Below are 25,714 nucleotides of genomic sequence, written 5' to 3'. Positions count from 1 at the left end.
AGGCATGGCAAATCACCGCATCGTCAGGACGTTTATCGCCGGGGCGCTGCTCTCGGCCGGACTGTCCTGCTGCGACGTGGGCATCACCACGGGTATCGCCGAGGCTCACCCCGGGCCGATGCCGCTGGACGCCTGGCCCGGCTGTCCCAACGATCACCCGCAGGGGCCGTGCCGTTGGTGCCCCGGTCAACCGTTGCCGCCGACCGGCAACCACGTCACCAACCCCGTCGTCTGGGACAACAACATCTGCCACACCTACTACTATGTCTGGTTCGGGCAGGGCAATGTCGCGCAGAACATCTGGGACGGCGACAACCCGCCGGCGCCGCCGCCACCACCGCCGCCGGGTCTCATCAACAGGGACAATTGCCAGCAGATTCTCGGAATATTCTGCCCGCACGCATAGCAAGCTCGAATTACCTAGGGCAGCAGCACGATCGAGCCCGCGGTCTTGCGGCCCTGCAGATCCTGGTGGGCGCGCGCCGCCTCGGCCAGCGGGTAGCGCCCCCCGACCTCGACGGTGATGTCGCCGCCGGCGATCGCGGCGAACAGTTCCTCTGCCCGCCAACTGAACTCCTGGCCGGTGCGCACGAAATGCGCCAGCGACGGCCGGGTCAAGAACACCGAGCCCGCCGCGTTGAGGCGTTGCGGGTCGAACGGGGGAACGGGTCCGCTGGCCGCTCCGAACAGCGCCAGGGTGCCCCGGATGGCGAGGCTGGCCAGGCTGGCGTCGAAGGTGCTGGCCCCCACGCCGTCGTACACCGCGGCCACCCCGGCGCCGTCGGTCAGCGAGCGGATCCGGTCGCCGAACGCCGCGGGATCGTCGGGGTAGGGGAGCACCTCGTCGGCACCGGCCCGGCGGGACAGCCGCTCCTTCTCCGGGGTCGAGACCGTGGTGATCACCCGCACACCGAGCAGGTGCGCCCACTGCGTCAGGATCAGGCCGACGCCGCCCGCTCCGGCGTGCACCAGCACCGTGTCGCCCGCCTGCACCGGATACACCGACCTCAGTAGATAATGCGCGGTCAGCCCCTTCAGCAGGGCCGAGGCCGCCACCTCGGCGGTCACGCCGTCCGGCAGCGCGGCGGTCAAATGCGCTGGGGCCGTTGCGTATTCGGCGTACCCTCCGGACGCCGCCGCACTGACCACGCGGTCGCCGACGTCGAACCCGTCGACGCCGTCGCCCAGGGCTTCGACGGTGCCCGCCAATTCCGAGCCGAGGATGAACGGTAGCTCCCGCGGGTACTGCCCGGAGCGGAAATAGGTGTCGATGTAGTTGACGCCGATGGCCTCCGCCTTGATCAGCACCTCACCCGGTGCCGGCGTGGGCGTGGGCGCATCGACGTAGCGCAGCACCTCGGGGCCGCCGGTCTCGCTGACTTCGATTGCGTACATCTGCTTATCATGCCCGGGCATGAAACTCGCTCGCCCGGACGTCTTCCATCCCCGCATCGTGCTGGCGGGGCCGGGCGACGACGCGGACAGGACGGCCGACGACGCCGGTCTGGTAACCGCGCTACGGCGGCGTGGGCTGTACGCGCGCCGGCTGCCCTGGGACGATCCGGAAACCGCCAGCGCAGATCTGGTGGTACTGCGAGCGGCCCCGGGCAGCCCGGATCGCCGCGACGAATTCCTGTCCTGGGCGCGGCGCGTGCGCCACCTGCTCAACCCGGCCCGCGCGGTGGCTTGGAACCTCGATGAGCGGTATTTACGCGACCTCGAGGACGACGGGGTGCCGACGACCGGGCCGGACGCGGCCCCCGAGGCGGCGCTGATCTTTCTGGGGGGCGAGCAGTCGCACGCCTGGCCGGTCGAGCCGGACTTCGAGTCGTGGGACGTCGGCTACGCCGCGCTGGCCGCGGCCGTCGGGCGCGCCGGCATCACGGCGCGCGAGCTGCTCTACGCGCGTGCCGACGTGGCCGGTGAACGGCTCGTCGGGCTCGACCTCGTCGCGCCTTCGTTGGGCTGGCGCCGGCTGGACACCGCGGCCCGCGAACTCGCCCAGCGCCGATTCGCGCTGGCGTTGGAGTCAGCTTGCGAGCGGCTCGGGCTGGGCCCGCTCTCGCATCGAAGCCCATAGCGCCGCGGTGGCCGCCGTGCAGGCCGCAGCGCCGGCCACGTGCAGGGCGACCAGCACGGCCGGAACTCCGGTGTAGTACTGCGCGGTGCCGACCGCGGCTTGGGCGAACACCAATGCCACCAGCACCCCGAGGCGCAGCAGCACGGGACGGGCGGCACGCACCGCCAGCAGCCCGAAGCCGAGTCCGACCAGTAGCGACAGGTAGGCGATCAGCAGCGACGAGTGCAAGTGCACCAGGGTGTCGACCTCGACTTTCAGCCGCGGGACCGTGCGGGTGGGGCTGCGATCGCCCGCGTGCGGGCCCGCGGCCGTCACCAGCGTGCCGGTGACCAGCACCGCGGCCAGGTTCAGGCCGGACAGCGCGGTCAGCCCGCGCAGCGGCCTGACCACTCGCTCGCGCAGCTCTCCGTCGTCCGGTTCGCCGACTTTCACGTACAGCAGCACTGCCAGCCACACCATAGTCATCGACGTCAGCAGGTGGATCGCTACCGTCCACCACAGCAGCCCGGTGCGCACGGTGATACCGCCGATGACCGCCTGCACGACCGTGGACACCGGCATCAGCCAGGCATAGACCAGCACCTCGCGCCGCCGCCGCGCGCGGGTCACGGCCAGCACGGCCAGCGCCGCCGTGATCACCACGGCGAAGGTGACCATCCGATTGCCGAATTCGACGGCCTGATGGATGCGCGGCACCTCGGCGTGTGCCACCGGCACGAAGCTGCCCGGAAAGCACTGCGGCCACGTGGGGCAGCCCAGGCCGGAGGCGGTGACGCGGACGATCGCGCCGGTGATCGCGATGCCGCCCTGGGTGAGGATGACCAGCGCGGCGATCAGGCGCTGCACGCCCGGGCTGGGGTTGGGGAGCAGGTCCACCAAGCGCAACAGCATCCGTCCAAGCATTGCCCGATGGTATGCGAACAAAAACTACAGTCCGTAGTAAGCCCGGCCGCTCGCGAGACTTAAACCACGCACCCCGGTCTCGGCGTGTCGTGTGCGTGGTTTAAGTGTCGTGTCACCGCGGCGGCCCTCCACGGCAACCCCGGACGTCAGGTGAAGCGGAACCAGCGCAGCGCGCTCAGCGCGCCCACCGCTCCCCACGCCACCAGAACGATCACTCCGAACCAGTCCACCGACGTGGTCATCGCCTGGGAGAGCGCCTCGGTCAGCGCGCCGGACGGAGTCAGCCGGGCGGCCAGCTTGACTGCCGTGGGCGTTATCCCGGTCTCCAGGGTCAGCGCGCCGAGGCCCGCGAAGACGAACCACATCAGGTTGGCGACCGCGAGCACGATCTCGGCGCGCAGCGTCCCCCCGAGCAGCAAACCCAGCGCCGCGAAGACCGCGGTGCCCAGCGCGATGACCGCCGCGCCCAACGCCAGGGCCGCCGGCGCGGGTCGCCAGCCCAGCGCGAAACCGATGGCCCCCAACAGGATTGCCTGCAGGAACACCACCGTGACCACCGCAAGAGACTTGCCCGCGATGATGCCCCACACCGGAAGTGGCGTGGCGCCAAGCCGTTTCAATGCGCCGTAACGCCGATCGAAGGCGACCGCGATCGCCTGACCGGTGAACGCCGTCGAGATCACCGCCAGCGCCATGATGACCGGGGTGAAGGTCGCCGCGCGGTGCTGGCCGAACGAGCCCAGCGGCAGCAGCGTGAGCCCGACCAGCAGCGTGATCGGGATGAACATGGTCAGCAGCAGCTGTTCGCCGTTGCGCAGCAGCAGCTTCAGTTCCAGATTGAATTGCGCCGCAAGCATTTTCGGCACGGCGCTGGGCCGCGGGTCGGGGGCGAAGGTGCCCACGGGGAACACACTCGATCCAGTCTCGTTGTCCGTCAAGGCCGTAACTTCCTGCCGGTGAGGTCAAGGAACACATCCTCGAGGCTGCGTTGCTCGACGCGCATGTCGGTGGCCAGAACGTCGATCCGCGCGCACCACGCGGTGACGGTCGCCAGCACTTGGGGGTCGACGTGCCCCTCGACCAGGTACTCGCCCGGCGTCACCTCGGTTGCTTTGTAGTCCTCCGGCAGCGCGGACGACAGCAACGACAGATCGAGGCGCGGCGGCGCGCTGAATCGCAACTGGTCCTTGGCCCCGCTGCGCATCAGCTCCGCGGGCGTACCGGAGGCCACCGTGGCGCCGTGATCGATGATCACCAGCCGGTCGGCGAGCTCCTCGGCCTCCTTGAGCTGGTGTGTGGTCAGCACCACCGTCACGCCGTCGCGGCGCAGGGCGTCGATCAGCTCCCAGACCAGCAACCGCGCGTGCGCGTCCATGCCCGCGGTGGGCTCGTCGAGAAACACCAGTTCGGGGCGGCCGACCAGGGCGCACGCCAGCGCCAGCCGCTGCTGCTGGCCGCCGGAGAGCCGCCGGTAGGTGGTGCGGGCGGCGTCGGTGAGCCCCAGCGTGTCCAGCAGCCACGCCGGGTCCAGCGGGTCGGCGGCGTAGGCCGCCACCAGGTTCAGCATCTCGCCCGCGCGGGCCGCGGGGTAGCCGCCGCCGCCCTGCAGCATGACCCCGATGCGGGCCCGCAGCCGCGCATTGTCGGCGATCGGGTCCAGGCCGAGCACCTCGATGGTGCCGGCGTCCGGGCGCACAAAGCCCTCGCACATCTCGACCGTCGTGGTCTTCCCGGCGCCGTTGGGGCCGAGCAGGGCCAGCACCTCGGCGGCGTGCACCTCGAGATCGAGGTTGCAGACGGCCTCGACAGCCGTCGCGCCGGATCCGTATGTCTTGGTGACCCCGCGCAGCCGCATCACGGCGTCAGGGGATTCGCGCGATTCTGGAAGGGCCGAGCTCACGAGCGCCGCTCCTCCTCATCGCTTCGCTCTGCATCGTCGTCGGCGCGGCTCACGTGGAATCAGCGTAGGCGTCGTGCGCCGGCGCCGGCTGAGGGGGCGACGGTGTGGGCGGCGTCGCCGCCGTGTCGATGCCGGGTCGGCCGCCGGCCCCGGCGCCCTGGGCCGGTGGGCGGCGCCACGGCAGGCGGGTGTAGGTCAACCCGATGAGCGCGACGACGATCACCGTGCTGGCCAGGGTGGCGTCGATGATCTGGAACAGCGCGAACCGGTCGCCGTTGGCGGTCGGGCCGAAGATCCCGACGACGAGGCTGATGACGATGGCCGCCACCCGGAAGCCGGTGCGCGTCGCCCAGGCGGCCAGCGGGATGATCGCCCACAGCAGGTACCAGGGCTGCACGACGGGGAACAACAGCACCGTGATGCCCAGCGCGACGCCCAGCCCGCCGATCGGGTGCAGCCGGCCGCGGAAGACGGCCAGCAGCAACCAGGCCACCATCACGGTGATGATCAGCACGCCGATCGCACGGGTCAGGCCCAGCACCGCGGTCGTGTGATCACCCAGGCCCAGCAGGATGCCCACCTGGCCGGTGCCGAGCGCCAGCAGCGTCGGCGGTGACATCCAGCTGCGCACCACGTTGGCCGTGCCCAGCGTGTAGATCCAGCCGAATCCGAGGCCGCTGGCCCAGCCCACCAGTGCCATCACCGCCAGCGACAGCGCCGCCATGCCGCCGCCTGTCAGCAGCAGCGCGCGCACGGTTCCGCCGCAGCGGTAGGCCAGCGCCATCGTGACGAAGCCCAGCGCCAGCAGCGACGGCAGCTTCACCTGCGACGACAACACGATCAGCACGGCGCCGGCGACCAGCATCCCCAGCGGCTCCCAATCCGGGCCCGGCCGCGACCACGACACGGGCAGCAACCGCGGTGCATCGACGCCGCGCAACGCGAATTCGGCCCCGGCCAGCATCAGGCCCAGCATCAGCGCCTCGTTGTGCACGCCGGCCACCAGATGCATGATCAGCAGCGGATTGGCCGCGCCCAGCCACAGCGCGCTGACCTCCGCGACGCCGCAGCGCCGGGCCAGCCGTGGCGTCGCCCAGACGATCAGCCCCACGCCCAGCAGCTCGACCAGCCGGTGACACAGCACGGCGGCGACGATGTTCTCCCCGGTGATCGCCGAGATGCCGCGCCCGATCCACAGGAACAGCGGGCCGTACGGTGCGGGCGTCTCGCGCCACAGCGTCGGCACCGAGAGCGTGAAGATGTGGGACAGGCCGAGCCCCGAGGCCGGGCCCACCCGGTACGGGTCCAGGCCTTCCAAGGAGATCTGGCTCTGCGCCAGATAGGAGTAGACGTCCTTGCTGTACATCGGTGGGGCGATCAACAGCGGCAGCACCCACAGCAGCAGGGTGCGGTCCAGGTCGCCGCGTGACATCCGCCGGTTCCCCAGCGCGAACCGGCCGAGCATCAACCAGGCCAGGGCCATCATCACCGCGCCGGTGGTCGTCATGGTCAACGACACGGTCTGGATCCGCGACGGCAGGTTGAGCAGCCGGACGCCGAACGTGGGGTCCTGGACGACGGGCCGGGCGCCGGCGCCGAGCGCGCCGATCGCCATCACCACCGTGCCGGTCGCGCCGAAGAGCCGGGTGCGGCGCAGCGCGGTGAGCTCGGTATTGTTCAGCGGCGAGCCCACTGCTTGCTCGTCGCCGTGCAGACTCGCGATCGATGAGCTCAGCGTGTGGTGGCGGGCTGCCATCAGAGCAGCGTAACCGCCGGATGCAACGGGTCATTGCGTCGCCGTTAGTGTGACCATCGCAACGCCAGGACAGGGGACCCTTGCTAGACCGATCCCCGGAATTGCGTCACACTGGTGTTGTGAAAATCCGAACCAGCCTCGATGGGGCCACCGGGCGGGGCGACGTCGCTCCCGGCCTGGCGGACGTCGGCGCGCCGGTGCCGGATGGTCACACCCGCCGCGCGATCGTGCGCCTGCTGCTTGAGTCCGGATCGATCACCGCGGGCGAGATCGGTGACCGGCTGGGTCTGGCGGCCGCCGGCGTGCGACGCCACCTCGACGCCCTGATCGAGGCCGGCGATGCCGAGTCCACGGCGGCCGCGGCGTGGCAGCAGGTGGGACGGGGGCGTCCCGCCAAGCGCTACCGGTTGACCCCGGCCGGGCGGGCCAAGCTCGACCACGCCTACGACGACCTGGCGGCGGCGGCCATGCGGCAGCTCCGCGAGATCGGCGGTGAAGAGGCGGTGCAGGCGTTCGCCCGGCAGCGCATCGACACCATCCTGGCCGACGTTGCCGCAGCCGACAGCGCGGCGGACACCGACGTCGAGGCGGCGGCCGACCGGATCGCCACGGCCCTGACCAAGGCCGGCTACGTCACCACCACCACGCAAGTCGGCGGGCCGATCCACGGCGTGCAGATCTGCCAGCATCACTGCCCGGTGTCGCACGTGGCCGAGGAATTCCCCGAGCTGTGCGAGGCCGAGCAGCAGGCCATGGCCGAGGTTCTTGGGACCCACGTCCAGCGGTTGGCGACCATCGTCAACGGCGACTGCGCCTGCACCACGCACGTACCCCTGACTCAGGCGCCCAGCCCGCGCCGCGCCGGCGACGATGCAGAGCGTAGCGATGAGGAGGAGCGGCGCCATATGACCGACACCACGAGCATCAAAGGAGCGTCTCGATGACACTCACACCCGAGGCCAGCAAGACGGCTACCGCGCCGCTGACTCAGGAGGAGGCGATCGCCTCTCTGGGGCGGTACGGCTACGGTTGGTCGGACTCCGACGTCGCCGGTGCCAGCGCCCAGCGCGGCCTGTCCGAGGCGGTCGTCCGCGACATCTCGGCGAAGAAGAACGAGCCCGAGTGGATGCTGCAGACGCGGCTGAAGGCGCTGCGCATCTTCGACCGCAAGCCGATGCCGAACTGGGGCTCGAACCTGGGCGGCATCGACTTCGACAACATCAAGTACTTCGTGCGCTCCACCGAAAAGCAGGCCGCCAGTTGGGAAGACCTGCCGGAGGACATCCGCAACACCTATGACCGGCTGGGCATCCCGGAGGCCGAGAAGCAGCGCCTGGTGGCCGGCGTCGCGGCCCAGTACGAGTCCGAGGTGGTCTACCACCAGATCCGCGAGGACCTCGAAGCCCAGGGCGTCATCTTCCTCGACACCGACACCGGTCTGCGCGAACACCCCGAGATCTTCCAGGAGTACTTCGGCACCGTGATCCCGGCCGGGGACAACAAGTTCTCGGCGCTGAACACCGCGGTGTGGAGCGGCGGCTCGTTCATCTACGTCCCCAAGGGCGTGCACGTCGACATCCCGCTGCAGGCCTACTTCCGGATCAACACCGAGAACATGGGCCAGTTCGAGCGGACGCTGATCATCGCCGACGAGGGCTCCTACGTGCACTACGTCGAAGGCTGCACCGCGCCGATCTACAAGTCGGACTCGCTGCACTCGGCGGTGGTCGAGATCATCGTGAAACCCAATGCGCGCGTTCGCTACACGACGATCCAGAACTGGTCGGGCAACGTCTACAACCTGGTCACCAAGCGGGCCCGCGCCGAGGCCGGCGCCACCATGGAGTGGATCGACGGCAACATCGGGTCGAAGGTCACCATGAAGTATCCGGCGGTCTGGATGACCGGCGAGCACGCCAAGGGCGAGGTGCTCTCGGTCGCCTTCGCCGGCGAAGACCAGCACCAGGACACCGGCGCGAAGATGCTGCACCTGGCGCCGAACACGTCGAGCAACATCGTGTCCAAGTCCGTGGCGCGCGGCGGCGGCCGCACCTCCTACCGCGGCCTGGTGCAGGTGAACAAGGGCGCGCACGGATCGCGCTCCAGCGTGAAATGCGATGCGCTGCTGGTGGATACGATCAGCCGCAGCGACACCTACCCCTACGTCGACATCCGCGAGGACGACGTCACCATGGGCCACGAGGCCACCGTGTCCAAGGTCAGCGAGAACCAGCTGTTCTACCTGATGAGCCGCGGCCTGACCGAGGACGAGGCGATGGCCATGGTGGTGCGTGGCTTCGTCGAGCCGATCGCCAAAGAGCTGCCGATGGAATACGCGCTCGAGCTCAACCGGCTGATCGAGTTGCAGATGGAAGGTGCGGTCGGCTAGTGACGAATCTGACCGAGGCGGTTGAGGGTTCGGCCCTCGCCGCTGCCAACAAGGGCGAGCTGTTCGCCTCCTTCGACGTCGACGCGTTCGAGGTCCCGCACGGCCGCGACGAAATCTGGCGGTTCACCCCGCTGCGCCGGCTGCGTGGCCTGCACGACGGCTCGGCGCGCGCCACCGGCAAGGCCGGGATCAGCGTCACCGAGCGGCCCGGCCTGCGGGTCGAGACCGTCTCCCGCGGCGACGAGCGGCTCGGCCAGAGCGGGGTCCCCACCGACCGGGTTGCGGCGCAAGCGTTTTCGTCGTTCAACTCCGCGACCCTGGTCACCGTCGAGCGCGACACCCGCATCGCCGAGCCTGTCAGCATCACGGTCACCGGTCCCGGCCAGGGGGCGGTGGCCTACGGGCACCTGCAGATCCGGGTCGCCGAGCTAGCCGAGGCGGTCGTCGTCATCGACCAGCGGGGCAGCGGAACCTACGCCGACAACGTCGAATTCGTCGTCGCCGACGCCGCGCGGCTCACCGTGGTGTGGCTCGCGGACTGGGCCGACGACGCCGTGCACGTCAGCATGCACCACGCCAAGCTGGGCAAGGACGCGGTGCTGCGCCACGTCGCCGTCACGCTCGGCGGCGAGGTGGTGCGGCTGACGGCCAACGTGCGCTACACCGCTCCGGGCGGGGACGCCGAGCTGCTCGGCCTGTACTTCGCCGACGACGGCCAGCACCTGGAATCGCGGCTGCTGGTGGATCACGCCCAGCCCGACTGCAAGTCGAACGTGCTGTACAAGGGTGCGCTGCAAGGCGATCCGAGCTCCGCACTGCCCGACGCGCACACCGTCTGGATCGGCGACGTGCTGATCCGCGCCGAAGCCACCGGCACCGACACCTTCGAGGTGAACCGCAACCTGGTGCTCACCGACGGGGCACGCGCCGACTCGGTGCCCAACCTGGAGATCGAGACCGGCGAGATCGTCGGAGCCGGACACGCCAGTGCCACCGGCCGTTTCGACGACGAGCAACTGTTCTACCTACGCTCCCGTGGCATCCCCGAAGAGCAGGCGCGCCGCTTGGTGATCCGCGGCTTCTTCGCCGAAATCATCTCCAAGATCGCGGTGCCCGAGATCCGGGAACGCCTGACCGACGCCATCGAACACGAACTGGCCTTAACCGAAAAGACGGAAACAACAGCCTCATGACCACTCTGGAAATCAAGGACCTACACGTCAGCGTCGTCAACCCGAACGCCGCCGAATCCGAGCGCGAGATCGGAATCCTCAACGGCGTCGACCTGACGGTGAAATCCGGTGAGACACATGCCTTGATGGGCCCCAACGGTTCGGGCAAGTCGACGCTGTCCTACGCCATCGCCGGTCACCCCAAGTACACGGTGACCTCGGGCTCCATCACGTTGGACGGCGACGACGTGCTGGCGATGAGCATCGACGAGCGCGCCCGGGCCGGAATCTTTTTGGCCATGCAGTATCCCGTCGAGGTGCCGGGCGTGTCAGTGTCGAACTTCCTGCGCTCGGCGGCGACCGCCGTGCGCGGTGAGGCCCCGAAGCTGCGGCACTGGGTCAAAGAGGTCAAGGCGGCGATGGGTTCGCTCGAGATCGACCCTGCCTTCGCCGAGCGCAGCGTCAACGAGGGTTTTTCCGGCGGCGAGAAGAAGCGCCACGAGATCCTGCAGCTGGAGCTCCTCAAGCCCAAGATCGCCATCCTCGACGAGACCGACTCCGGGCTCGACGTCGACGCCCTGCGGGTGGTCAGCGAAGGAGTCAACCGCTATGCGGAGACAGAGCACGGCGGCGTCCTGCTGATCACGCACTACACCCGCATCCTGCGCTACATCCGCCCCGAATACGTGCACGTGTTCGTCGGCGGGCGCATCGCCGAATCGGGCGGTCCTGAGCTGGCCGATGAGCTCGAGCAGAACGGCTACGTGCGCTTCGCTCAAGCGGCGGCAACCGGGGCCTAGAAATGGCGGCCTCCGTGAATCCACTGGACGTCGCGGCCATCCGCGCCGATTTCCCGATCCTGAAGCGCGTCATGCGCAGCGGAAATCCGTTGGCGTACCTGGATTCCGGTGCGACGTCGCAGCGGCCGCTGCAGGTGCTCGACGCCGAGCGGGAGTTCCTGTTGACCTCCAACGGTGCGGTCCACCGCGGTGCACACCAGCTGATGGAGGAGGCCACCGACGCCTACGAGCAGGGGCGCGCGGACGTCGCGGCGTTCGTCGGCGCCGAGTGCGACGAGCTGGTGTTCACCAAGAATGCCACCGAGGCGCTGAACCTGGTGTCGTATGTGCTGGGGGACAAGCGTTTCGAGCGTGCCGTCCGGCCCGGCGATGTCATCGTCACCACCGAGCTCGAGCACCACGCCAACCTGGTTCCCTGGCAGGAACTCGCCCGGCGCACCGGGGCGAGTCTGCGCTGGTATGGCGTCACCGACGACGGGCGCATCGACCTCGACTCGCTGGAGCTCGACGAGCGCGTCAAAGTCGTCGCCTTCACCCACCACTCGAACGTGACCGGTGCGGTGGCGCCGGTGGCCGAGCTGGTCAGCCGGGCCCGGGCCGTGGGCGCCCTGACCGTGCTGGACGCCTGTCAGTCGGTGCCGCACCAGCCCGTCGACTTCCACGCGCTCGACGTGGACTTCGCCGCCTTCTCGGGACATAAGATGCTGGGCCCCAACGGCATTGGCGTCCTGTATGGACGGCGCGAAGTGCTGTCGGCTCTGCCGCCGTTCTTGACCGGCGGCTCGATGATCGAAGCCGTGACCATGGAATCGTCGACCTATGCGGCCGTGCCGCAGCGATTCGAGGCCGGCACCCCGATGACGTCGCAGGTGGTCGGATTGGGCGCGGCCACCCGCTATCTCAGCGCCCTCGGCATGGCGTCCGTTCAGGCCCACGAGCACCAGCTGGTCGCCGCGACCATCGACGGCCTGTCCGGCATCGACGCCGTGCGCATCGTCGGGCCGGTGACCATGGAGAACCGCGCCTCGCCGGTGTCTTTCGTCGTCGACGGCGTGCACGCGCACGACGTCGGGCAGGTGCTCGACGACGAGGGCGTGGCGGTGCGGGTGGGTCACCACTGCGCCATGCCGCTGCATCGCCGGTTCGGTGTGGCGGCCACCGCGCGGGCTTCGTTCGGTGTGTACAACACCGCCGAAGAGGTCGAGCGTTTGGTGGCCGGCGTGCGCCGCGCGCTGGATTTCTTTGGGAGAGGCTGACATTGCGTCTCGAGCAGATGTATCAGGACGTGATCCTGGACCACTACAAGCGCCCGCAGCACCGCGGGCTGCGCGAGCCGTTCGGCGCCGAGGTGTTCCACGTCAATCCGGTCTGCGGTGACGAGGTGACGCTGCGGGTCGCGCTGTCCGGGGACGGCGAAACCGTAGCCGACGTGTCCTATGACGGGCAGGGCTGCTCGATCAGCCAGGCGGCGACCTCGGTGCTCACCCAGCAGGTGATCGGCCAAAGTGTCGGCGAGGCGCTCAAGACCGTTGCCGCGTTCACCGAGATGGTGTCCTCGCGCGGCACCATCGAGGGCGACGAGGACGTGCTGGGCGACGGGATCGCGTTCGCCGGGGTGGCGAAATATCCCGCCCGGGTGAAATGCGCCCTCCTGGGCTGGATGGCGTTCAAAGATGCTTTGGCCAAAGCCTATTCGGGCCAAGTCGCAGACTTTCAGGAGGTTACAGATGAGCGACACCACCGCGCAGGGTGAGGAATTCCTTGCCGACCTCGAGGAGGCGATGCGTGACGTCGTCGACCCCGAACTCGGCATCAACGTCGTCGATTTGGGACTCGTCTACGGGCTGAACGTCGAAGACGGCGACGACGGAACCGTCGCCCTCATCGACATGACGCTGACGTCGGCGGCGTGCCCGCTGACCGATGTCATCGAAGACCAGTCGCGCAGTGCGCTGGTGGGGGCCGGATTGGTCGACGACCTGCGGATCAACTGGGTGTGGAACCCGCCGTGGGGTCCGGACAAGATCACCGAGGACGGCCGCGAGCAGCTGCGCGCCCTCGGCTTCACCGTCTGAGCCAGGCTTTCGCGCTAGTCGCGCGGCCGCCGCGCCCCTTGGCCTAGAGGTGGATGTGCGGAAGATGAGGCAGGTGCAGGTGCGGGTGTGGGCGCCCCATCGGCGGGCAGGCCTCCACACTGATCATCGCGGCGTGCAGGACGCCGCCATCCTGAGTCCCCTGAGCCCCAATGCATTTGCCGTTCGTGATCGCCTGGGTGTCCGACGGGGTCTGCCGCTGGTATGAGGTGGAGTCGGTGACGGTCACGCTAGTGGAGGCTCCCGGACCGCCGGCGCCCAGGCCGTTGACGGCGATCGTGTCGCCCGACACCGAGGACACGGTGCCGTAGAAGCCGGCCGGCGGCGGGCACTTGCCGTCCGCGGCGGCGGTGACGGTCACCGTCTGCGCGGTGATGGACCCGGGGGGCGGGGCGCTCTGCGGGGTGGCTTTGACATTCACGCAGCTGCCCGGCGTCACATCCGCCAGCTTCGCCGGGGCGACGTCCATGACGATCGTCTGCGGCGTGTAGTCCACCGTCGCGGAGCCGGTCCGCGTCCGAAGCGCGACCGTTTGACCCGAATTCGATTGCACCATGCCCTCGACATAGTCCTTGCCGACCGGAGGCGGTGGTGGTGGGGGCGCCGGCGGCGGTGCGGCGCTGGGAGCCGCGCTCGGTGGGACCGCGGTGACGACGGGCGGCGCGCCGGTGTTCGACGTGTCGTGCGAGGAGCCACACATGGCCACGCACACCGCGACGAAGGCAATGACGACGCCGAGCGCGATCTGCGTCCGCCGGGTCTTCAATAAGGCAGGCACAGCTCTCATCTCCGATCACGCGTTTCGCCGCCCTGCGCAATCACCCCCGCCGGGCGCGGTTTTCACGCCGCGTCCGGCGGGAGTGACGGCAATCTCAGTCAGCCGGATTCAGCCACCATGGCCGGGCTGCTTGGGCTTGCCGCACTTGCCGTCGACGGCCTGTCGCAGCTTGATGCTCGTCGCCTGCAGCGCGCCGCCGTTCTCTTGAGTTCCGCGCGCGGACAGGCATTTGCCCGGTGTGATCGCGTCGGTCTTGGCGGAGGACTGCTTGGTGTATTTGGTCTTATCATCGACCGTCACGGTCGTCTGCGTGGTGTTGCCGCTGGGATCGGTGTTGGTCAGATTGATGGTGTTACCGGCCACCGACGCCACCGAGCCGCGGACCCAGGCCGGTTTCGTCGGCGCATTCGACGGCGGGAGGGACGGCGGCGTGGTGGTCGAACCGCCGGGCGCGGACTGCGGGGGCTTCGGGCAGGCGCCGTTGACGGACTCGCTGATCTTCACCGACGCGGCGGTGACCGCCTGGCCGGGTGCCGACCCCTCGGTCGGCTTCACGCTGAGGCAGCTGCCCGGGGTGACGTCCGGCAGGCCGGCCGGAACGGCCTCGGTGATCTTGGTGGTCGAGGTGAAGTTGACCGACGCGGTTGAGTTGTCTTCCTTGGTGACCTGAATCGAGTTGCCCGCCACCGAGGCGATGAGCCCGCTGACGCGCGCTTCTGCGTTAGGGGTGGACGAGGTGGTGGTCGACGTGACAGTGGATGTCGACGTCGATGTGGAGGTGGAGGTGGACGTGGAATTGTTCGAAGAGCCGCAGGCGGACAGGGACAATGCGGTGGCTCCCGCGACGGCGACTACCGCGAAGCGAGTGAGCCGGGGCACTTGACAGCTGGCAGACATCAACGTTTCTCCATTCGTCGGTTGACCAACGCTATGGTTTACCCGTTTAACCTGTGCCTAAGCTGTGCGCTGTCAGAACGCTTCTTCGGCCACGGTCATGATTTCGTCGTCGATGGCCTCGATGACCCCGCGCAGCGAGGTCAGCCGCGGCAGCATGTTCTTGGCGAAGAACTTCGCGGTCGCGATCTTGCCCCGGTAGAACGCTTCGTCATGCTCGGCGCCGTCAGCCAGCGCGCGGGTGGCGACGTCGGCCTGCACCAGCAGTCGCCAGCCGATCAGCAGATCGCCGACCGCGAGCAGATACCGCACCGACCCCAGGCCCACCTTGTAAATCTCGCCCGGCTGCTGCGCCGCGGACATCAGGTAACCGGTCAACGCGCCCGTCATCGCCGTCACGTCATCGAACGCGGTCTGCACCAGCGCCGCGATCGGCTTGAGCGCCTCGTCACAGCTGTCGATCGTCGCGGTGATCTGAGTCGTCAGGAACTGCAGGGCCTCCCCCCGGTCGCGCACGATCTTTCGGAAGAAGAAGTCGAGCGCCTGGATGGCGGTGGTGCCCTCGTAGAGCGAATCGATCTTGGAGTCACGGATGTACTGCTCGAGCGGATAGTCGGCCAAAAAGCCCGAACCGCCCAGCGTCTGCAGGGACTCGGTCAGCACCTCGTAGGCCCGCTCCGAGCTCACCCCCTTGACGATCGGCAGCAGCAGGTCGTCGATCCGATGCGCCATTCCGGGATCGGCACCCGAAACCCGTTGTGCCACAACGTCGTCCTGATGGGCTGCGGCATACATGTAGAGCGCCCGCAAGCCCTCGGCGTAGGACTTCTGGGTCATCAGGCTGCGACGCACGTCGGGATGGTGAATGATGGTGACCCGCGGCGCGGTCTTGTCGGACATCTGCGTCAGGTCCGCGCCCTGCACGCGTTCCTTGGCGAAGGCCAGCGCGTTGAGGTAACCCGTGGACAGGGTGCCGGTGGCCTTGACGCCAATCGTCATGCGCGCGTGCTCGATTACGGTGAACATCTGCGCGATGCCCCGGTGCACATCACCGACCAGGTAACCGACAGCGGGCACATCCGTTGCGCCGAAGGTCAATTCGCACGTGGGGGAGGACTTGATGCCCATCTTGTGTTCCACCCCGGTGACGTAAACCCCGTTGCGGGGACCCAGTTCGAAGGTCTCGGGATCGAACAGGAAGTTGGGCACGTAGAACAGGCTCAGCCCCTTGGTGCCCGGCCCGGCGCCCTCGGGGCGGGCCAGCACCAGATGGAAGACGTTCTCGGCGGTGTCACCGACATCGCCCCCGGAGATGAAGCGCTTGACGCCCTCGATGTGCCATGTGCCGTCGGGTTGTTCGACGGCCTTGGCGCGGCCGGCACCGACGTCGGAGCCCGCGTCGGGTTCGGTGAGCACCATGGTGGCCGCCCAGCCGTGCTCCACGCCATGAGCGGCCCATTGCCGCTGCTGCTCGGTGCCCTCGACGTACAACGCCTGAGCCATGAACGGGCCGAGATTGAAGAAATTCGCCGACGGGTTGGCACAGATGAGCATCTCGTTGACCGCCCACGCCAGCGGCGGCGGGGCGGCCATGCCGCCGATGTCTTCGGCCAGACCCAGCCGCCACCAGCCGGCCTCCTTGAGCGCCGCCACCGTCTTGACCAGCTCGTCAGGCACGGTGATCTTGTGCTCGGCCGGATCGAACACCGGCGGATTGCGGTCGGCGAAGGCGAAGGTTTCGGCCACCGGACCTTCGGCGAGGCGCGCGGCTTCGGCCAAGATGGTGCGGACCGTGTCCGCATCGAGGTCGCTGTAGCCCCCGCTGCCCAGGACCGCGCCGACATCGAGAACCTCGAAAAGGTTGAACTCGATATCACGAACGTTAGCGATGTAGTGGCTCAAGGCGATTCCCTCACTGGTCCTCGAGACGGCGGATCGTCAGGCTCAGTCTGTCCGACGCGGGAAAACGTACGCAACCGTAACCAGCGACGACCGGGTAGTGCGCCATGCGGCGGTAGCTGCGCGCACGCCGACAGCCGCATTCCGAACTCTGAAGGGCAGCGGGGAACACCGCGTCGCCGCCGGGCGTTCGAGCAAATGTGACAACACTTGATCTCACCGCTGAGAAGTTCAACGAAACCATCGAGGGCAACGACATCGTGCTCGTCGACTTCTGGGCCTCCTGGTGCGGTCCGTGCCGCCAGTTCGGCCCAACCTTTGCGGCGTCGTCGGAGAAACACCCCGACATCGTGCACGCCAAAGTCGACACGGAGGCCGAGCAGCAGCTGGCCGCGGCCGCCCAGATCCGGTCGATCCCCACGTTGATGGCATTCAAGAAGGGCAAACTGCTGTTCAACCAGCCCGGTGCACTGCCGCCGGCCGCCCTGGAGGATCTGGTCCAGCAAGTCCGCGCGTTCGACGTCTCGGAAGTCTAGGGCCGCCGGAACCGGCGGGGCCCGGTGGGCCACACCGCGCTGGGGGCGAGACCACGATTAGCTACGCGCTAGGTTGCATGGGTGAGTTTGGTACTGGTAGATCACCCGCGACCCGGTGTCGCGCTGATAACCCTGAATCGGCCCGAGCGGATGAACTCGATGGCGTTCGACGTCATGGTTCCGCTCAAAGAGGCCCTGGAAAAGGTCACCTACGACAATTCGGTGCGGGTGGTCGTGCTGACCGGGGCGGGCCGCGGCTTTTCGTCCGGCGCCGATCACAAGTCCGCGGGCTCGGTGCCCCACGTCGAGGAGCTGACCCGCCCCACCTATGCGCTGCGCTCCATGGAGATCCTCGACGAGGTCATCCTGGCGCTGCGCCGGTTGCACCAACCGGTGATCGCCGCGGTCAACGGCCCCGCCATCGGCGGCGGCTTGTGCCTGGCCCTGGCCGCCGACATCCGGGTGGCCTCGACCAGCGCCTACTTTCGCGCCGCCGGCATCAACAACGGGCTGACCGCCAGCGAACTGGGTCTTTCCTACCTGTTGCCGCGGGCCATCGGCTCGTCACGCGCGTTCGAGATCATGCTGACCGGCCGCGACGTCACGGCGGAGGAGGCCGAGCGCATCGGGCTGGTGTCCTGCCAGGTGCCCGACGAGCAGCTGCTGGACACGTGCTACGCAATCGCCACGCGGATATCCGCGTTCTCGCGGCCGGGCGTCGAGTTGACCAAGCGCACGCTGTGGAGTGGGCTGGATGCCGGTAGCCTGGAAGGGCACATGCAAGCCGAAGGCTTGGGACAGCTTTTCGTCCGCCTGCTCACCGCCAACTTCGAAGAAGCGGTTGCCGCGCGCGCAGAACGACGACCACCGGTGTTCACCGACGACAAATAGGCGTCTTTTCACAAGGAGAGCGATCGTGATCACGGCCACGGACCTCGAGGTCCGCGCTGGTGCGCGCATCCTGCTCTCGCCCGAAGGTCCCGACCTGCGCGTGCAGCCCGGCGACCGCATCGGGCTGGTGGGCCGCAACGGCGCCGGTAAGACGACCACCCTGCGCATTCTGGCGGGGGAGACCGAACCCTATGCCGGGGCGATCAACCGCGTCGGCGAAATCGGTTATCTACCACAGGATCCCAAAGAGGGTGATCTCGATGTGCTGGCCCGCGACCGGGTTCTGTCGGCCCGCGGGCTTGACGTGTTGCTGACCGACCTGGAAAAGCAGCAGGCGTTGATGGCCGAGGTCGCCGACGACGACGCCCGCGACCGCGCGATCCGCCGGTACGGGCAGCTGGAGGAGCGTTTCGTCGCCCTGGGCGGCTACGGCGCGGAAAGCGAAGCGAGCCGCATCTGCGCGAGTCTCGGCCTGCCGGAACGGGTGCTGACCCAGCAGCTGCGCACCCTGTCCGGCGGGCAGCGGCGGCGGGTGGAACTGGCCCGCATCCTGTTCGCCGCGTCGGAAGGCGGGGCGGGAATGTCGGGTTCGTCGACCACGCTGCTGCTCGACGAGCCGACCAACCACCTGGACGCCGACTCCATCGGCTGGCTGCGGGATTTCCTGCGCGCGCACACCGGCGGCCTGGTGATCATCAGCCACAACGTGGAACTGCTCGCCGACGTCGTCAACCGGGTGTGGTTTCTGGACGCGGTGCGCGGCGAGGTCGACGTCTACAACATGACGTGGCAAAAGTATCTCGACGCGCGGGCCACCGACGAGCAGCGCCGGCGCCGGGAGCGTGCGAACGCCGAACGCAAGGCCACCGCGCTGCGCTCACAGGCCGCCAAGCTCGGCGCGAAAGCCACCAAAGCCGTTGCCGCGCAGAACATGTTGCGTCGCGCCGACCGGATGATGGCCGCGCTCGACGACGAGCGGGTGGCCGACAAGGTGGCCCGCATCAAGTTCCCCAACCCGGCCACCTGCGGGCGCACGCCGCTGGTGGCTACCGGGCTGAGCAAGTCCTACGGGTCGCTGGAGGTCTTCACCGGCGTCGACCTGGCGATCGACCGGGGCTCGCGGGTGGTGGTGCTCGGCCTCAACGGCGCAGGCAAGACCACGCTGCTGAGGATCCTGGCCGGCACCGAGGCCCCCGACACCGGGGGGCTCGAGCCCGGGCACGGGCTGCGGATCGGGTACTTCGCCCAGGAACACGACACGCTCGACAACGATGCGACCGTGTGGGAGAACATCCGCCACGCCGCACCGGATTCGGGTGAGCAGGATCTGCGTGGCCTGCTGGGCGCGTTCATGTTCAGCGGCGCCCAACTCGACCAGCCGGCGGGCACCCTGTCCGGCGGTGAGAAGACGCGCCTTGCGCTGGCCGGTTTGGTGGCCTCGACCGCCAACGTGCTGTTGCTCGACGAGCCGACGAACAACCTCGACCCGGCCTCGCGCGAGCAGGTGCTCGACGCGCTGCGCAGTTACCGGGGCGCGGTGGTCTTGGTGACGCACGACCCCGGTGCCGCCGAGGCCCTCGACCCGCAGCGCGTCGTGCTGTTGCCCGACGGCACCGAGGACTTCTGGTCCGACGAGTACCGGGACCTCATCGAGCTGGCCTGAGTTCGGCTGCGATCTGGGTGAATCGGCCCGCGGCTTTCACTCGGGTGCCTGCGACGCTACGGCCGTTTCTCAAGAATCGTTGCGCCGCACCGAATTTTCCACCAGGTCGAGGACCGCGGATAACCGCTGCGGGTCCTCGCCGGCCGCCGACCTGGCCACCAGGCCGTCGAGGACCAATTCCAGGTAGCACTGCAGTACGTCGCCGGGCACGTCGTCGCGGATTCGGTGTGCTTCGGTCTGCCGCCGCAGCCGATCGGTGGTCGCCGCCGCAAGCTCGGCGGAACGCTCGGCCCAGCCCTGGCTGAACGCGGGATCGTTGCGCAGCTTGCGGGCGATCTCCAATCTGGTTGCCAGCCAGTCGAATTGGTCCGGCGCGGCCAGCATGTCGCGCATCACCTGGATGAGTCCCGCGCGGGAAGCCACGTCGGCCATCCGCTCGGCGTCTTCGTGGGCGAGGGCGAAGAACAGCGCGTCCTTGTCCCGGAAGTGGTGGAAGATCGCGCCGCGCGACATCCCGATCGCCTTCTCCAGCCGGCGGACCGTGGCTTTGTCGTAACCGTATTCGGCGAAGCAACGGCGGGCGCCGTCGAGGATCTGGCGGCGGCGAGCCGCCAGATGGTCCTCGCTGACCTTAGGCACGGGTGGCCGAAACCGGGTCGGGGTTAACCGGACTTGAGCATGTTGCGCAGCACGTACTGCAGGATGCCGCCGTTGCGGTAGTAGTCGGCCTCACCGGGGGTGTCGATGCGCACCACCGCGTCGAACTCGACGGCGTCCCCGCCGGATCCCTTGCTGGCCTTGACATGCACCGTCTTCGGCGTCTTGCCGTTGTTCAGCTCTTCGATCCCGGTGATGTCGAAGACCTCGGTGCCGTCCAGACCCAGATCCTTGGCCGACTTCCCGTCGGGGAACTGCAACGGGATCACGCCCATGCCGATCAGGTTGGAGCGGTGAATGCGCTCGAACGACTCGGCGATCACCGCGCGAACGCCCAGCAGCCGCGTTCCCTTGGCGGCCCAGTCCCGGGACGAGCCCGACCCATACTCCTTACCACCCAGCACCACCAGCGGAATGTCTTGCGCCGCATAGTTTTGCGCCGCATCGTAGATGAACGCTTGGGGCCCGTCGTCCTGGGTGAAGTCGCGCGTGTAGCCGCCGGACACGTCGTCGAGCAGCAGGTTGCGCAACCTGATGTTGGCGAACGTGCCGCGAATCATCACCTCGTGGTTGCCGCGCCGCGAGCCAAAGGAGTTGTAATCCTTGCGCTCCACGCCGTGCTCGTCGAGGTACTGCGCGGCCGGGGTGCCCGGCTTGATGCTGCTGGCCGGCGAGATGTGGTCGGTGGTCACCGAATCGCCCAGCAGCGCCAGCACCCGGGCGCCGGTGATGTCGGCGACCGGCTCGGGCTCGGCCGGCATGCCCTCGAAGTACGGGGGCTTACGGACGTATGTCGAATCGGCGTTCCACTCAAAGGTGTTGCCGCTTGGGGTGGGCAGGTTGCGCCACCGCTCGTCACCCTTGAACACGTCGCCGTAGTTCTTGGTGAACATCTCGGAGTTGATCGCCGAGGCGATGGTGTCGGAGACGTCTTTCTGCGAGGGCCAGATGTCCTTCAGGAAGACGTCATTGCCCTCCTTGTCCTTGCCGAGCGGCTGTGACTCGAAGTCGAAGTCCATGGTTCCGGCCAGCGCGTAGGCCACCACCAGCGGCGGCGACGCCAGGTAGTTCATCTTGACGTCGGGGTTGATGCGGCCCTCGAAGTTGCGGTTACCCGACAGCACGGCGGTCACCGAAAGGTCGTTGTCGTTGATGGCCTTCGAGATTTCGTCGGGCAGCGGCCCGGAGTTGCCGATGCAGGTGGTGCAGCCGTAGCCGACCAGGTAGAAGCCGAGCTTCTCCAAATACGGCCACAGGCCGGCTTTGTCGTAGTAGTCGTTGACCACCTGTGAGCCCGGCGCCATGGTGGTCTTCACCCACGGCTTGGACGTCAGTCCCTTCTCGACGGCGTTGCGGGCCAGCAGCGCGGCGCCCAGCATCACCTCGGGGTTGGAGGTGTTGGTGCACGAGGTGACCGCGGCGATCACCACCGCGCCGTGGTCGAGCACGAATTCGCCTCGCTCGTCCGACTTCACGGTGACCGGGTTGCTCGGGCGGCCCTTGGCATGGGCGGCCGCCGAGTGCACCTCGGGAACGTCGTCGGCATGTCCGTTCGACACCGCGCCGGGATCGCTGGCCGGGAACGTCTCCTCGACCGACTCGTCGAGCTTCGAGTAGCCCTGTTGGCCGTCGCCGTCGACGTAGCTCAGGATTTGCTCGCGGAAGGTGGACTTGGCGGCCGACAAGGCGATGCGGTCCTGCGGGCGCTTGGGACCGGCGATCGAGGGCACCACTGTGGAGAGGTCGAGCTCGAGGTACTCCGAGAACGCGGGTTCGTGGTCCGGGTCATGCCACAGTCCCTGCTCTTTGGCGTAGGCCTCCACGAGCGCCAGTTGCGCCTCCGTGCGACCGGTGAACTTCAGGTAGGAGATGGTCTCCTCGTCGATCGGGAAAATCGCTGCGGTGGAACCGAATTCGGGGCTCATGTTGCCCAGCGTGGCGCGGTTGGCCAGCGGCACTTCCGACACGCCCTTGCCGTAGAACTCGACGAACTTGCCGACCACGCCGTGCTTGCGCAGCATCTCGGTGACGGTCAGCACGACGTCGGTGGCCGTGACGCCTGCCTGGATCTCACCGGTCAGCTTGAAGCCGACGACCCGCGGGATCAGCATCGACACCGGCTGGCCCAGCATTGCGGCCTCGGCCTCGATGCCGCCGACGCCCCAGCCCAGCACGCCAAGGCCGTTGACCATTGTGGTGTGGCTGTCGGTCCCCACGCAGGTGTCGGGATAGGCGAGGCCGTCGCGGGTCATCACCACGCTGGCCAGATATTCGATGTTGACCTGATGCACAATGCCGGTGCCCGGGGGCACCACCTTGAAGTCCTGGAAAGCTCCCTGCCCCCAGCGCAGGAACTGATAGCGCTCGCCGTTGCGCTGGTACTCGATCTCGACGTTGCGCTCGAACGCGTCCGCGGTGCCGAACAGGTCGGCGATCACCGAGTGGTCGATCACGAGGTCGGCGGGGGCGAGCGGGTTGACCTTGTCCGCCTTGCCGCCGAGGTCGCCGATGGCCTCGCGCATGGTGGCCAGGTCCACGATGCACGGCACACCGGTGAAGTCCTGCATCACCACGCGGGCCGGCGTGTACTGGATCTCAATGCTGGGCTCCGCCTTGGGATCCCAGTTCGCGATGGCCTCGATGTGATCCTTGGTGATGTTGCTGCCGTCTTCATTGCGCAACAGGTTCTCGGCCAGCACCTTGAGGCTGTAGGGCAGTTTCTCGGTATTGGGAACGGCGTCGAGACGATAGATCTGATAGCTCTGGTCGCCGACCTCGAGGGTGTCGCGGGCTTCGAACGAATTCACGGAATCAGTCACTTGAAACTCCCAGAGTCTTTAGTTCTCCCGCCGCGACGGGCTGGCGCCGGCGGGTCGTCCAAACTATCGTGCCGACTTTAACAGTACGCTTGTCCTGCATTGCGACGGCACTCGTGGTCCAGTCTTGTCGCCGTGGCCGCCGGTTGAAAACCCCCGCGAGCGCTCCAATCCCTGGTCGAGCGTCACGCTAAAGTGACCGCCGTGGCCGAGAGTCACGCCAGCGTGACGGGCACATGAGGAGGGACGCGATGACCGGCCAGGCTTTGCCGCTCTACATTCCGGTGGACGTCGACATGACCATGGTGAAGGCCCAGGTCGCCGCGACCGGAGTCAGCGCGACGCCGGCGGCAATGCCGGGGCTGCTCGATGTGGTCAACCACGCGCATGCCGAGGGCATCAACCTCAAAATCGTGCTGCTCGACCACAACCCCCCGAACGACACCCCGCTGCGCGACATCTCGACGGTGGTCGGCGCGGACTATCACGACGCGACGGTGCTGACGCTCAGCCCGAGCTACGTCGGCAGCTACAGCACGCAGTTCCCCCGCGTCACGCTCGAGGCCGGTGAGGACAACGCCAAGACGGGCAACCCCGTGGTCTCCGCGCAGCATTTCCTGCACGAGCTGGACACGCCCGAGTTTCCCTGGACCGGCCTGACGATTTTCCTGTTGATCGCCGTCTTCGCCGCGGCCGTCGGCACCCGCTTGCTGCAGTTGCGCAGTAGGCGCGCAGCAACATCCGACGAGACCGCGACAACCACCGCCACCGACGCCAATACTGCGGTCTAGCCACAGGTATTCGCTTTTTCAGGTTGTTTCGGCCAACCGTCGCGACGTGCTGCGGCAAACCGGTTAGGTCACCGTTCGGTCACATTAAACGCACGTAGAGAGTGCGATTTCGGTGGGGCGTTTGCACGCCCACCCGTGTGACGTACGGTGCAAATGATGCTGGTGTTGTCTTTGGCGCCTTTCGGGGATCCTGTGGCTGGCGCCACCCGTCGCGTTGAGCTGTAGGAGACCTGAGTCGAATGAGACGCACACGCTGGGGGTCTTCTGCGCGACCGGCCGCGAGGCTGGTGCGGCCCGTCGTCCCCTCCGTGTTGAGCCTGGCCCTACTGATAGCGACGCCCGGCCTCGCGGAGGCCGATCCCACCGCCGACAACCTGGCCGGACTCATCGCCGACGTCGCCAAAGCCAACCAGCGGCTGCAGAATCTGAGCGCCGAGATCCAGACCGAACAGGAAAGCGTCAACAAGGCCCTCGTCGACGTCGAGACCGCGCGGGACAACGCGGCCACCGCCCAGCACGACCTGGAGACCAGCCAGCAGTCGGTCAAAGACGCCAACATCGCCATCGCCGGGGCGCAGCACCGCTTCGACACCTTCGCCGCGGCCACCTATATGAACGGTCCGTCCAACAGCTACCTGACCGCGAGCAGCCCCGACGACATCATCGCCACCGAAGCCGCCGCCAAGAACCTGACCACGAGCTCGCAGGCCGTGATGGCCAAGCTGCAGCAGGCCCGCACCGAGCAGGTGAACAGGGAATCGGCGGCGCGGCTGGCCAAGCAGAACGCCGACAAGGCCGCCGCCGATGCCAAGTCCAGCCAGGACGCCGCGGTGCGGGCGCTGACCACCTCCAAGCAGAAGTTCGACCAGCAACGCGAAGACATCATTCGCCTTGCCGCGCAACGAGATCAGGCTCAGGTCAAGCTCGACGCGGCCAAGCGCGAGGCCGCCCGTCTTTGGTCCGCGGGCGCCGGCGGCCCCGGAGCGCCGGCGTCGGGTGACCGGTGGGAGACCGGGTCGCCGGGCGCGCCGGCGCCGTCGTCCGGTGGCCGTCAGTGGGATGGCGCCTGGGACCCCACCCTGCCGATGATCCCGAGCGCCAACGTGCCCGGCGATCCGATCGCGGTGATCAACCAGGTGCTCGGCATTTCGGCGACCTCGACCCAGGTCACCGCGGGCCTGGGCCGCAACTTCCTGCAGCAGCTGGGCATCCTCAAGCCCGACGACACCGGCATCACCAACGCGGCTCCCGGCGGGGTCGGGGGGCGCATTCCCCGGGTCTACGGCCGGCAGGCCACCGAATACGTGATCCGGCGCGGCATGTCGCAGATCGGCGTGCCCTACTCCTGGGGCGGCGGCAACGCGGCCGGCCCGAGCAAGGGCATCGACTCCGGTGCCAACATCACCGGCTTCGACTGTTCGGGCCTGGTGTTGTATTCGTTCGCCGGGGTGGGCATCAAGCTGCCGCACTACTCGGGGTCGCAGTACAACCTGGGCCGCAAGATCCCGTCCTCGCAGATGCGCCGCGGCGACGTCATCTTCTACGGCCCGGGCGGCAGCCAGCACGTGACGATCTACCTCGGCGACGGCCAGATGCTCGAGGCCCCCGACATCGGGCTGAAGGTCCGTGTCGCCCCGGTGCGCACCAGCGGCATGACGCCCTACGTGGTCCGGTACATCGAGTGGTGATCGAGTGA

24 protein-coding genes are annotated in these 25,714 nt (G+C 68.1%); 14 read left to right on the top strand and 10 right to left on the bottom strand.

The window, feature by feature from the left end:
- Positions 1–4 precede the first annotated feature (4 nt).
- The gene (locus AC5Y7E_RS10600) at positions 5–406 is read left to right on the top strand and encodes a hypothetical protein (RefSeq protein WP_499919755.1); all 402 of its coding nucleotides are present in this window, start codon (positions 5–7) and stop codon (positions 404–406) included.
- A gap of 14 nt (positions 407–420) precedes the next feature.
- Here AC5Y7E_RS10600 and AC5Y7E_RS10595 read toward each other — a convergent pair whose 3' ends face one another.
- Positions 421–1,395 carry a quinone oxidoreductase family protein gene (locus AC5Y7E_RS10595; RefSeq protein WP_499919756.1) on the bottom strand — a complete coding sequence of 325 codons (975 nt, stop codon included), beginning with the start codon at positions 1,393–1,395 and terminating at the stop codon, positions 421–423.
- A 19-nt stretch (positions 1,396–1,414) separates the two neighbouring features.
- Between AC5Y7E_RS10595 and AC5Y7E_RS10590 the strand changes: the two genes are divergently transcribed.
- Positions 1,415–2,080 (top strand): DcsG N-terminal domain-containing protein, encoded by a 666-nt coding sequence (locus AC5Y7E_RS10590; RefSeq protein WP_499919757.1) that lies wholly within the window; start codon positions 1,415–1,417, stop codon positions 2,078–2,080.
- Here AC5Y7E_RS10590 and AC5Y7E_RS10585 read toward each other — a convergent pair.
- The 4 genes from AC5Y7E_RS10585 to mptB all read right to left on the bottom strand — a co-directional run bounded on the left by AC5Y7E_RS10585 (position 2,030) and on the right by mptB (position 6,639).
- Positions 2,030–2,983 carry a COX15/CtaA family protein gene (locus AC5Y7E_RS10585; protein WP_499919758.1) on the bottom strand — a complete coding sequence of 318 codons (954 nt, stop codon included), beginning with the start codon at positions 2,981–2,983 and terminating at the stop codon, positions 2,030–2,032. The genes AC5Y7E_RS10590 and AC5Y7E_RS10585 overlap by 51 nt on opposite strands.
- A gap of 146 nt (positions 2,984–3,129) precedes the next feature.
- Positions 3,130–3,840, bottom strand: coding sequence for an ABC transporter permease (locus AC5Y7E_RS10580; RefSeq protein WP_499919844.1), 711 nt, complete (start codon positions 3,838–3,840; stop codon positions 3,130–3,132).
- A 77-nt stretch (positions 3,841–3,917) separates the two neighbouring features.
- Entirely contained in the window at positions 3,918–4,838 is a 921-nt protein-coding gene (locus AC5Y7E_RS10575; RefSeq protein WP_499949186.1) for an ABC transporter ATP-binding protein, read from the bottom strand.
- 94 nt (positions 4,839–4,932) lie between these two features.
- The gene (gene mptB / locus AC5Y7E_RS10570; RefSeq protein WP_499948869.1) at positions 4,933–6,639 is read right to left on the bottom strand and encodes a polyprenol phosphomannose-dependent alpha 1,6 mannosyltransferase MptB; all 1,707 of its coding nucleotides are present in this window, start codon (positions 6,637–6,639) and stop codon (positions 4,933–4,935) included.
- Positions 6,640–6,719: 80 nt separating this feature from the next.
- Between mptB and AC5Y7E_RS10565 the strand changes: the two genes are divergently transcribed.
- Genes AC5Y7E_RS10565 through AC5Y7E_RS10535 form a run of 7 tightly spaced genes read left to right on the top strand, consistent with a single transcriptional unit; the run spans position 6,720 to position 13,075 of the window.
- Positions 6,720–7,583 carry a helix-turn-helix transcriptional regulator gene (locus tag AC5Y7E_RS10565; protein WP_499919761.1) on the top strand — a complete coding sequence of 288 codons (864 nt, stop codon included), beginning with the start codon at positions 6,720–6,722 and terminating at the stop codon, positions 7,581–7,583.
- Positions 7,580–9,028: a Fe-S cluster assembly protein SufB gene (sufB, locus tag AC5Y7E_RS10560; protein ID WP_499919762.1), complete on the top strand. Its 1,449-nt coding sequence runs from the start codon at positions 7,580–7,582 to the stop codon at positions 9,026–9,028. The genes AC5Y7E_RS10565 and sufB overlap by 4 nt, the downstream gene beginning before the upstream one ends.
- The gene (gene sufD, locus AC5Y7E_RS10555) at positions 9,028–10,221 is read left to right on the top strand and encodes a Fe-S cluster assembly protein SufD (RefSeq protein WP_499948867.1); all 1,194 of its coding nucleotides are present in this window, start codon (positions 9,028–9,030) and stop codon (positions 10,219–10,221) included. Before sufB ends, sufD begins: the two co-directional genes overlap by 1 nt.
- Positions 10,218–11,000, top strand: a complete 783-nt coding sequence (sufC, locus tag AC5Y7E_RS10550; protein ID WP_499948865.1) for a Fe-S cluster assembly ATPase SufC — start codon at positions 10,218–10,220, stop codon at positions 10,998–11,000. The genes sufD and sufC overlap by 4 nt, the downstream gene beginning before the upstream one ends.
- 2 nt (positions 11,001–11,002) lie before the next feature.
- Positions 11,003–12,256 carry a cysteine desulfurase gene (locus AC5Y7E_RS10545; RefSeq protein ID WP_499919765.1) on the top strand — a complete coding sequence of 418 codons (1,254 nt, stop codon included), beginning with the start codon at positions 11,003–11,005 and terminating at the stop codon, positions 12,254–12,256.
- A complete protein-coding gene (gene sufU, locus AC5Y7E_RS10540; RefSeq protein WP_499919845.1) occupies positions 12,253–12,753 on the top strand; it encodes a Fe-S cluster assembly sulfur transfer protein SufU in 501 nt (166 codons plus the stop codon). The genes AC5Y7E_RS10545 and sufU overlap by 4 nt, the downstream gene beginning before the upstream one ends.
- A complete protein-coding gene (locus tag AC5Y7E_RS10535) occupies positions 12,728–13,075 on the top strand; it encodes a metal-sulfur cluster assembly factor (RefSeq protein WP_499919766.1) in 348 nt (115 codons plus the stop codon). Before sufU ends, AC5Y7E_RS10535 begins: the two co-directional genes overlap by 26 nt.
- A 43-nt stretch (positions 13,076–13,118) precedes the next feature.
- On the opposite strand, the gene AC5Y7E_RS10530 is transcribed toward AC5Y7E_RS10535, so the two are convergent.
- The 3 genes from AC5Y7E_RS10530 to AC5Y7E_RS10520 all read right to left on the bottom strand — a co-directional run bounded on the left by AC5Y7E_RS10530 (position 13,119) and on the right by AC5Y7E_RS10520 (position 16,667).
- Entirely contained in the window at positions 13,119–13,859 is a 741-nt protein-coding gene (locus tag AC5Y7E_RS10530) for a DUF5666 domain-containing protein (RefSeq protein ID WP_499919846.1), read from the bottom strand.
- A gap of 120 nt (positions 13,860–13,979) precedes the next feature.
- Positions 13,980–14,768 (bottom strand): DUF5666 domain-containing protein, encoded by a 789-nt coding sequence (locus AC5Y7E_RS10525; protein ID WP_499919767.1) that lies wholly within the window; start codon positions 14,766–14,768, stop codon positions 13,980–13,982.
- A 72-nt stretch (positions 14,769–14,840) separates the two neighbouring features.
- Entirely contained in the window at positions 14,841–16,667 is a 1,827-nt protein-coding gene (locus AC5Y7E_RS10520) for an acyl-CoA dehydrogenase (RefSeq protein ID WP_499919768.1), read from the bottom strand.
- Between the two features lie 197 nt (positions 16,668–16,864).
- Here AC5Y7E_RS10520 and trxA point away from each other — a divergent pair, with 197 nt between their 5' ends.
- The 3 genes from trxA to AC5Y7E_RS10505 all read left to right on the top strand — a co-directional run bounded on the left by trxA (position 16,865) and on the right by AC5Y7E_RS10505 (position 19,754).
- Positions 16,865–17,200, top strand: coding sequence for a thioredoxin (trxA, locus tag AC5Y7E_RS10515; protein ID WP_067132756.1), 336 nt, complete (start codon positions 16,865–16,867; stop codon positions 17,198–17,200).
- An 81-nt stretch (positions 17,201–17,281) separates the two neighbouring features.
- Positions 17,282–18,091 (top strand): enoyl-CoA hydratase, encoded by an 810-nt coding sequence (locus AC5Y7E_RS10510; RefSeq protein WP_499919769.1) that lies wholly within the window; start codon positions 17,282–17,284, stop codon positions 18,089–18,091.
- 25 nt (positions 18,092–18,116) lie between these two features.
- Positions 18,117–19,754 (top strand): ABC-F family ATP-binding cassette domain-containing protein, encoded by a 1,638-nt coding sequence (locus tag AC5Y7E_RS10505; RefSeq protein WP_499919770.1) that lies wholly within the window; start codon positions 18,117–18,119, stop codon positions 19,752–19,754.
- A 69-nt stretch (positions 19,755–19,823) separates the two neighbouring features.
- Here the strand turns inward: AC5Y7E_RS10505 and AC5Y7E_RS10500 are convergent, their stop codons facing one another.
- Positions 19,824–20,393 carry a TetR/AcrR family transcriptional regulator gene (locus tag AC5Y7E_RS10500; protein ID WP_499919771.1) on the bottom strand — a complete coding sequence of 190 codons (570 nt, stop codon included), beginning with the start codon at positions 20,391–20,393 and terminating at the stop codon, positions 19,824–19,826.
- 23 nt (positions 20,394–20,416) lie between these two features.
- Positions 20,417–23,230: an aconitate hydratase gene (locus tag AC5Y7E_RS10495; RefSeq protein WP_499919772.1), complete on the bottom strand. Its 2,814-nt coding sequence runs from the start codon at positions 23,228–23,230 to the stop codon at positions 20,417–20,419.
- Positions 23,231–23,463: 233 nt separating this feature from the next.
- Between AC5Y7E_RS10495 and AC5Y7E_RS10490 the strand changes: the two genes are divergently transcribed.
- The gene (locus tag AC5Y7E_RS10490) at positions 23,464–24,018 is read left to right on the top strand and encodes an Rv1476 family membrane protein (RefSeq protein ID WP_499919773.1); all 555 of its coding nucleotides are present in this window, start codon (positions 23,464–23,466) and stop codon (positions 24,016–24,018) included.
- A gap of 239 nt (positions 24,019–24,257) precedes the next feature.
- Positions 24,258–25,706, top strand: a complete 1,449-nt coding sequence (ripA, locus tag AC5Y7E_RS10485; RefSeq protein ID WP_499919774.1) for an NlpC/P60 family peptidoglycan endopeptidase RipA — start codon at positions 24,258–24,260, stop codon at positions 25,704–25,706.
- The last annotated feature ends 8 nt before the right edge of the window (positions 25,707–25,714 follow it).

The organism is Mycobacterium sp. NGS17 (assembly GCF_059813205.1).
Note: the sequence above shows the minus strand (reverse complement) of the source record. Positions and strands in the feature narration are given on the sequence as shown.

Excerpts from the sequence above, each read along its gene's own strand:
- AC5Y7E_RS10600 (WP_499919755.1), top strand. The coding sequence starts at position 5 with ATGGCAAATCACCGCATCGTCAGGACGTTTATCGCCGGGGCGCTGCTC.
- AC5Y7E_RS10595 (WP_499919756.1), bottom strand. The coding sequence starts at position 1,395 with ATGTACGCAATCGAAGTCAGCGAGACCGGCGGCCCCGAGGTGCTGCGC.
- AC5Y7E_RS10590 (WP_499919757.1), top strand. The coding sequence starts at position 1,415 with ATGAAACTCGCTCGCCCGGACGTCTTCCATCCCCGCATCGTGCTGGCG.
- AC5Y7E_RS10585 (WP_499919758.1), bottom strand. The coding sequence starts at position 2,983 with ATGCTTGGACGGATGCTGTTGCGCTTGGTGGACCTGCTCCCCAACCCC.
- AC5Y7E_RS10580 (WP_499919844.1), bottom strand. The coding sequence starts at position 3,840 with ATGCTTGCGGCGCAATTCAATCTGGAACTGAAGCTGCTGCTGCGCAAC.
- AC5Y7E_RS10575 (WP_499949186.1), bottom strand. The coding sequence starts at position 4,838 with ATGCGGCTGCGCGGGGTCACCAAGACATACGGATCCGGCGCGACGGCT.
- mptB (WP_499948869.1), bottom strand. The coding sequence starts at position 6,639 with ATGGCAGCCCGCCACCACACGCTGAGCTCATCGATCGCGAGTCTGCAC.
- sufB (WP_499919762.1), top strand. The coding sequence starts at position 7,580 with ATGACACTCACACCCGAGGCCAGCAAGACGGCTACCGCGCCGCTGACT.
- sufC (WP_499948865.1), top strand. The coding sequence starts at position 10,218 with ATGACCACTCTGGAAATCAAGGACCTACACGTCAGCGTCGTCAACCCG.
- AC5Y7E_RS10545 (WP_499919765.1), top strand. The coding sequence starts at position 11,003 with ATGGCGGCCTCCGTGAATCCACTGGACGTCGCGGCCATCCGCGCCGAT.
- AC5Y7E_RS10535 (WP_499919766.1), top strand. The coding sequence starts at position 12,728 with ATGAGCGACACCACCGCGCAGGGTGAGGAATTCCTTGCCGACCTCGAG.
- AC5Y7E_RS10525 (WP_499919767.1), bottom strand. The coding sequence starts at position 14,768 with ATGTCTGCCAGCTGTCAAGTGCCCCGGCTCACTCGCTTCGCGGTAGTC.
- AC5Y7E_RS10490 (WP_499919773.1), top strand. The coding sequence starts at position 23,464 with ATGAGGAGGGACGCGATGACCGGCCAGGCTTTGCCGCTCTACATTCCG.
- ripA (WP_499919774.1), top strand. The coding sequence starts at position 24,258 with ATGAGACGCACACGCTGGGGGTCTTCTGCGCGACCGGCCGCGAGGCTG.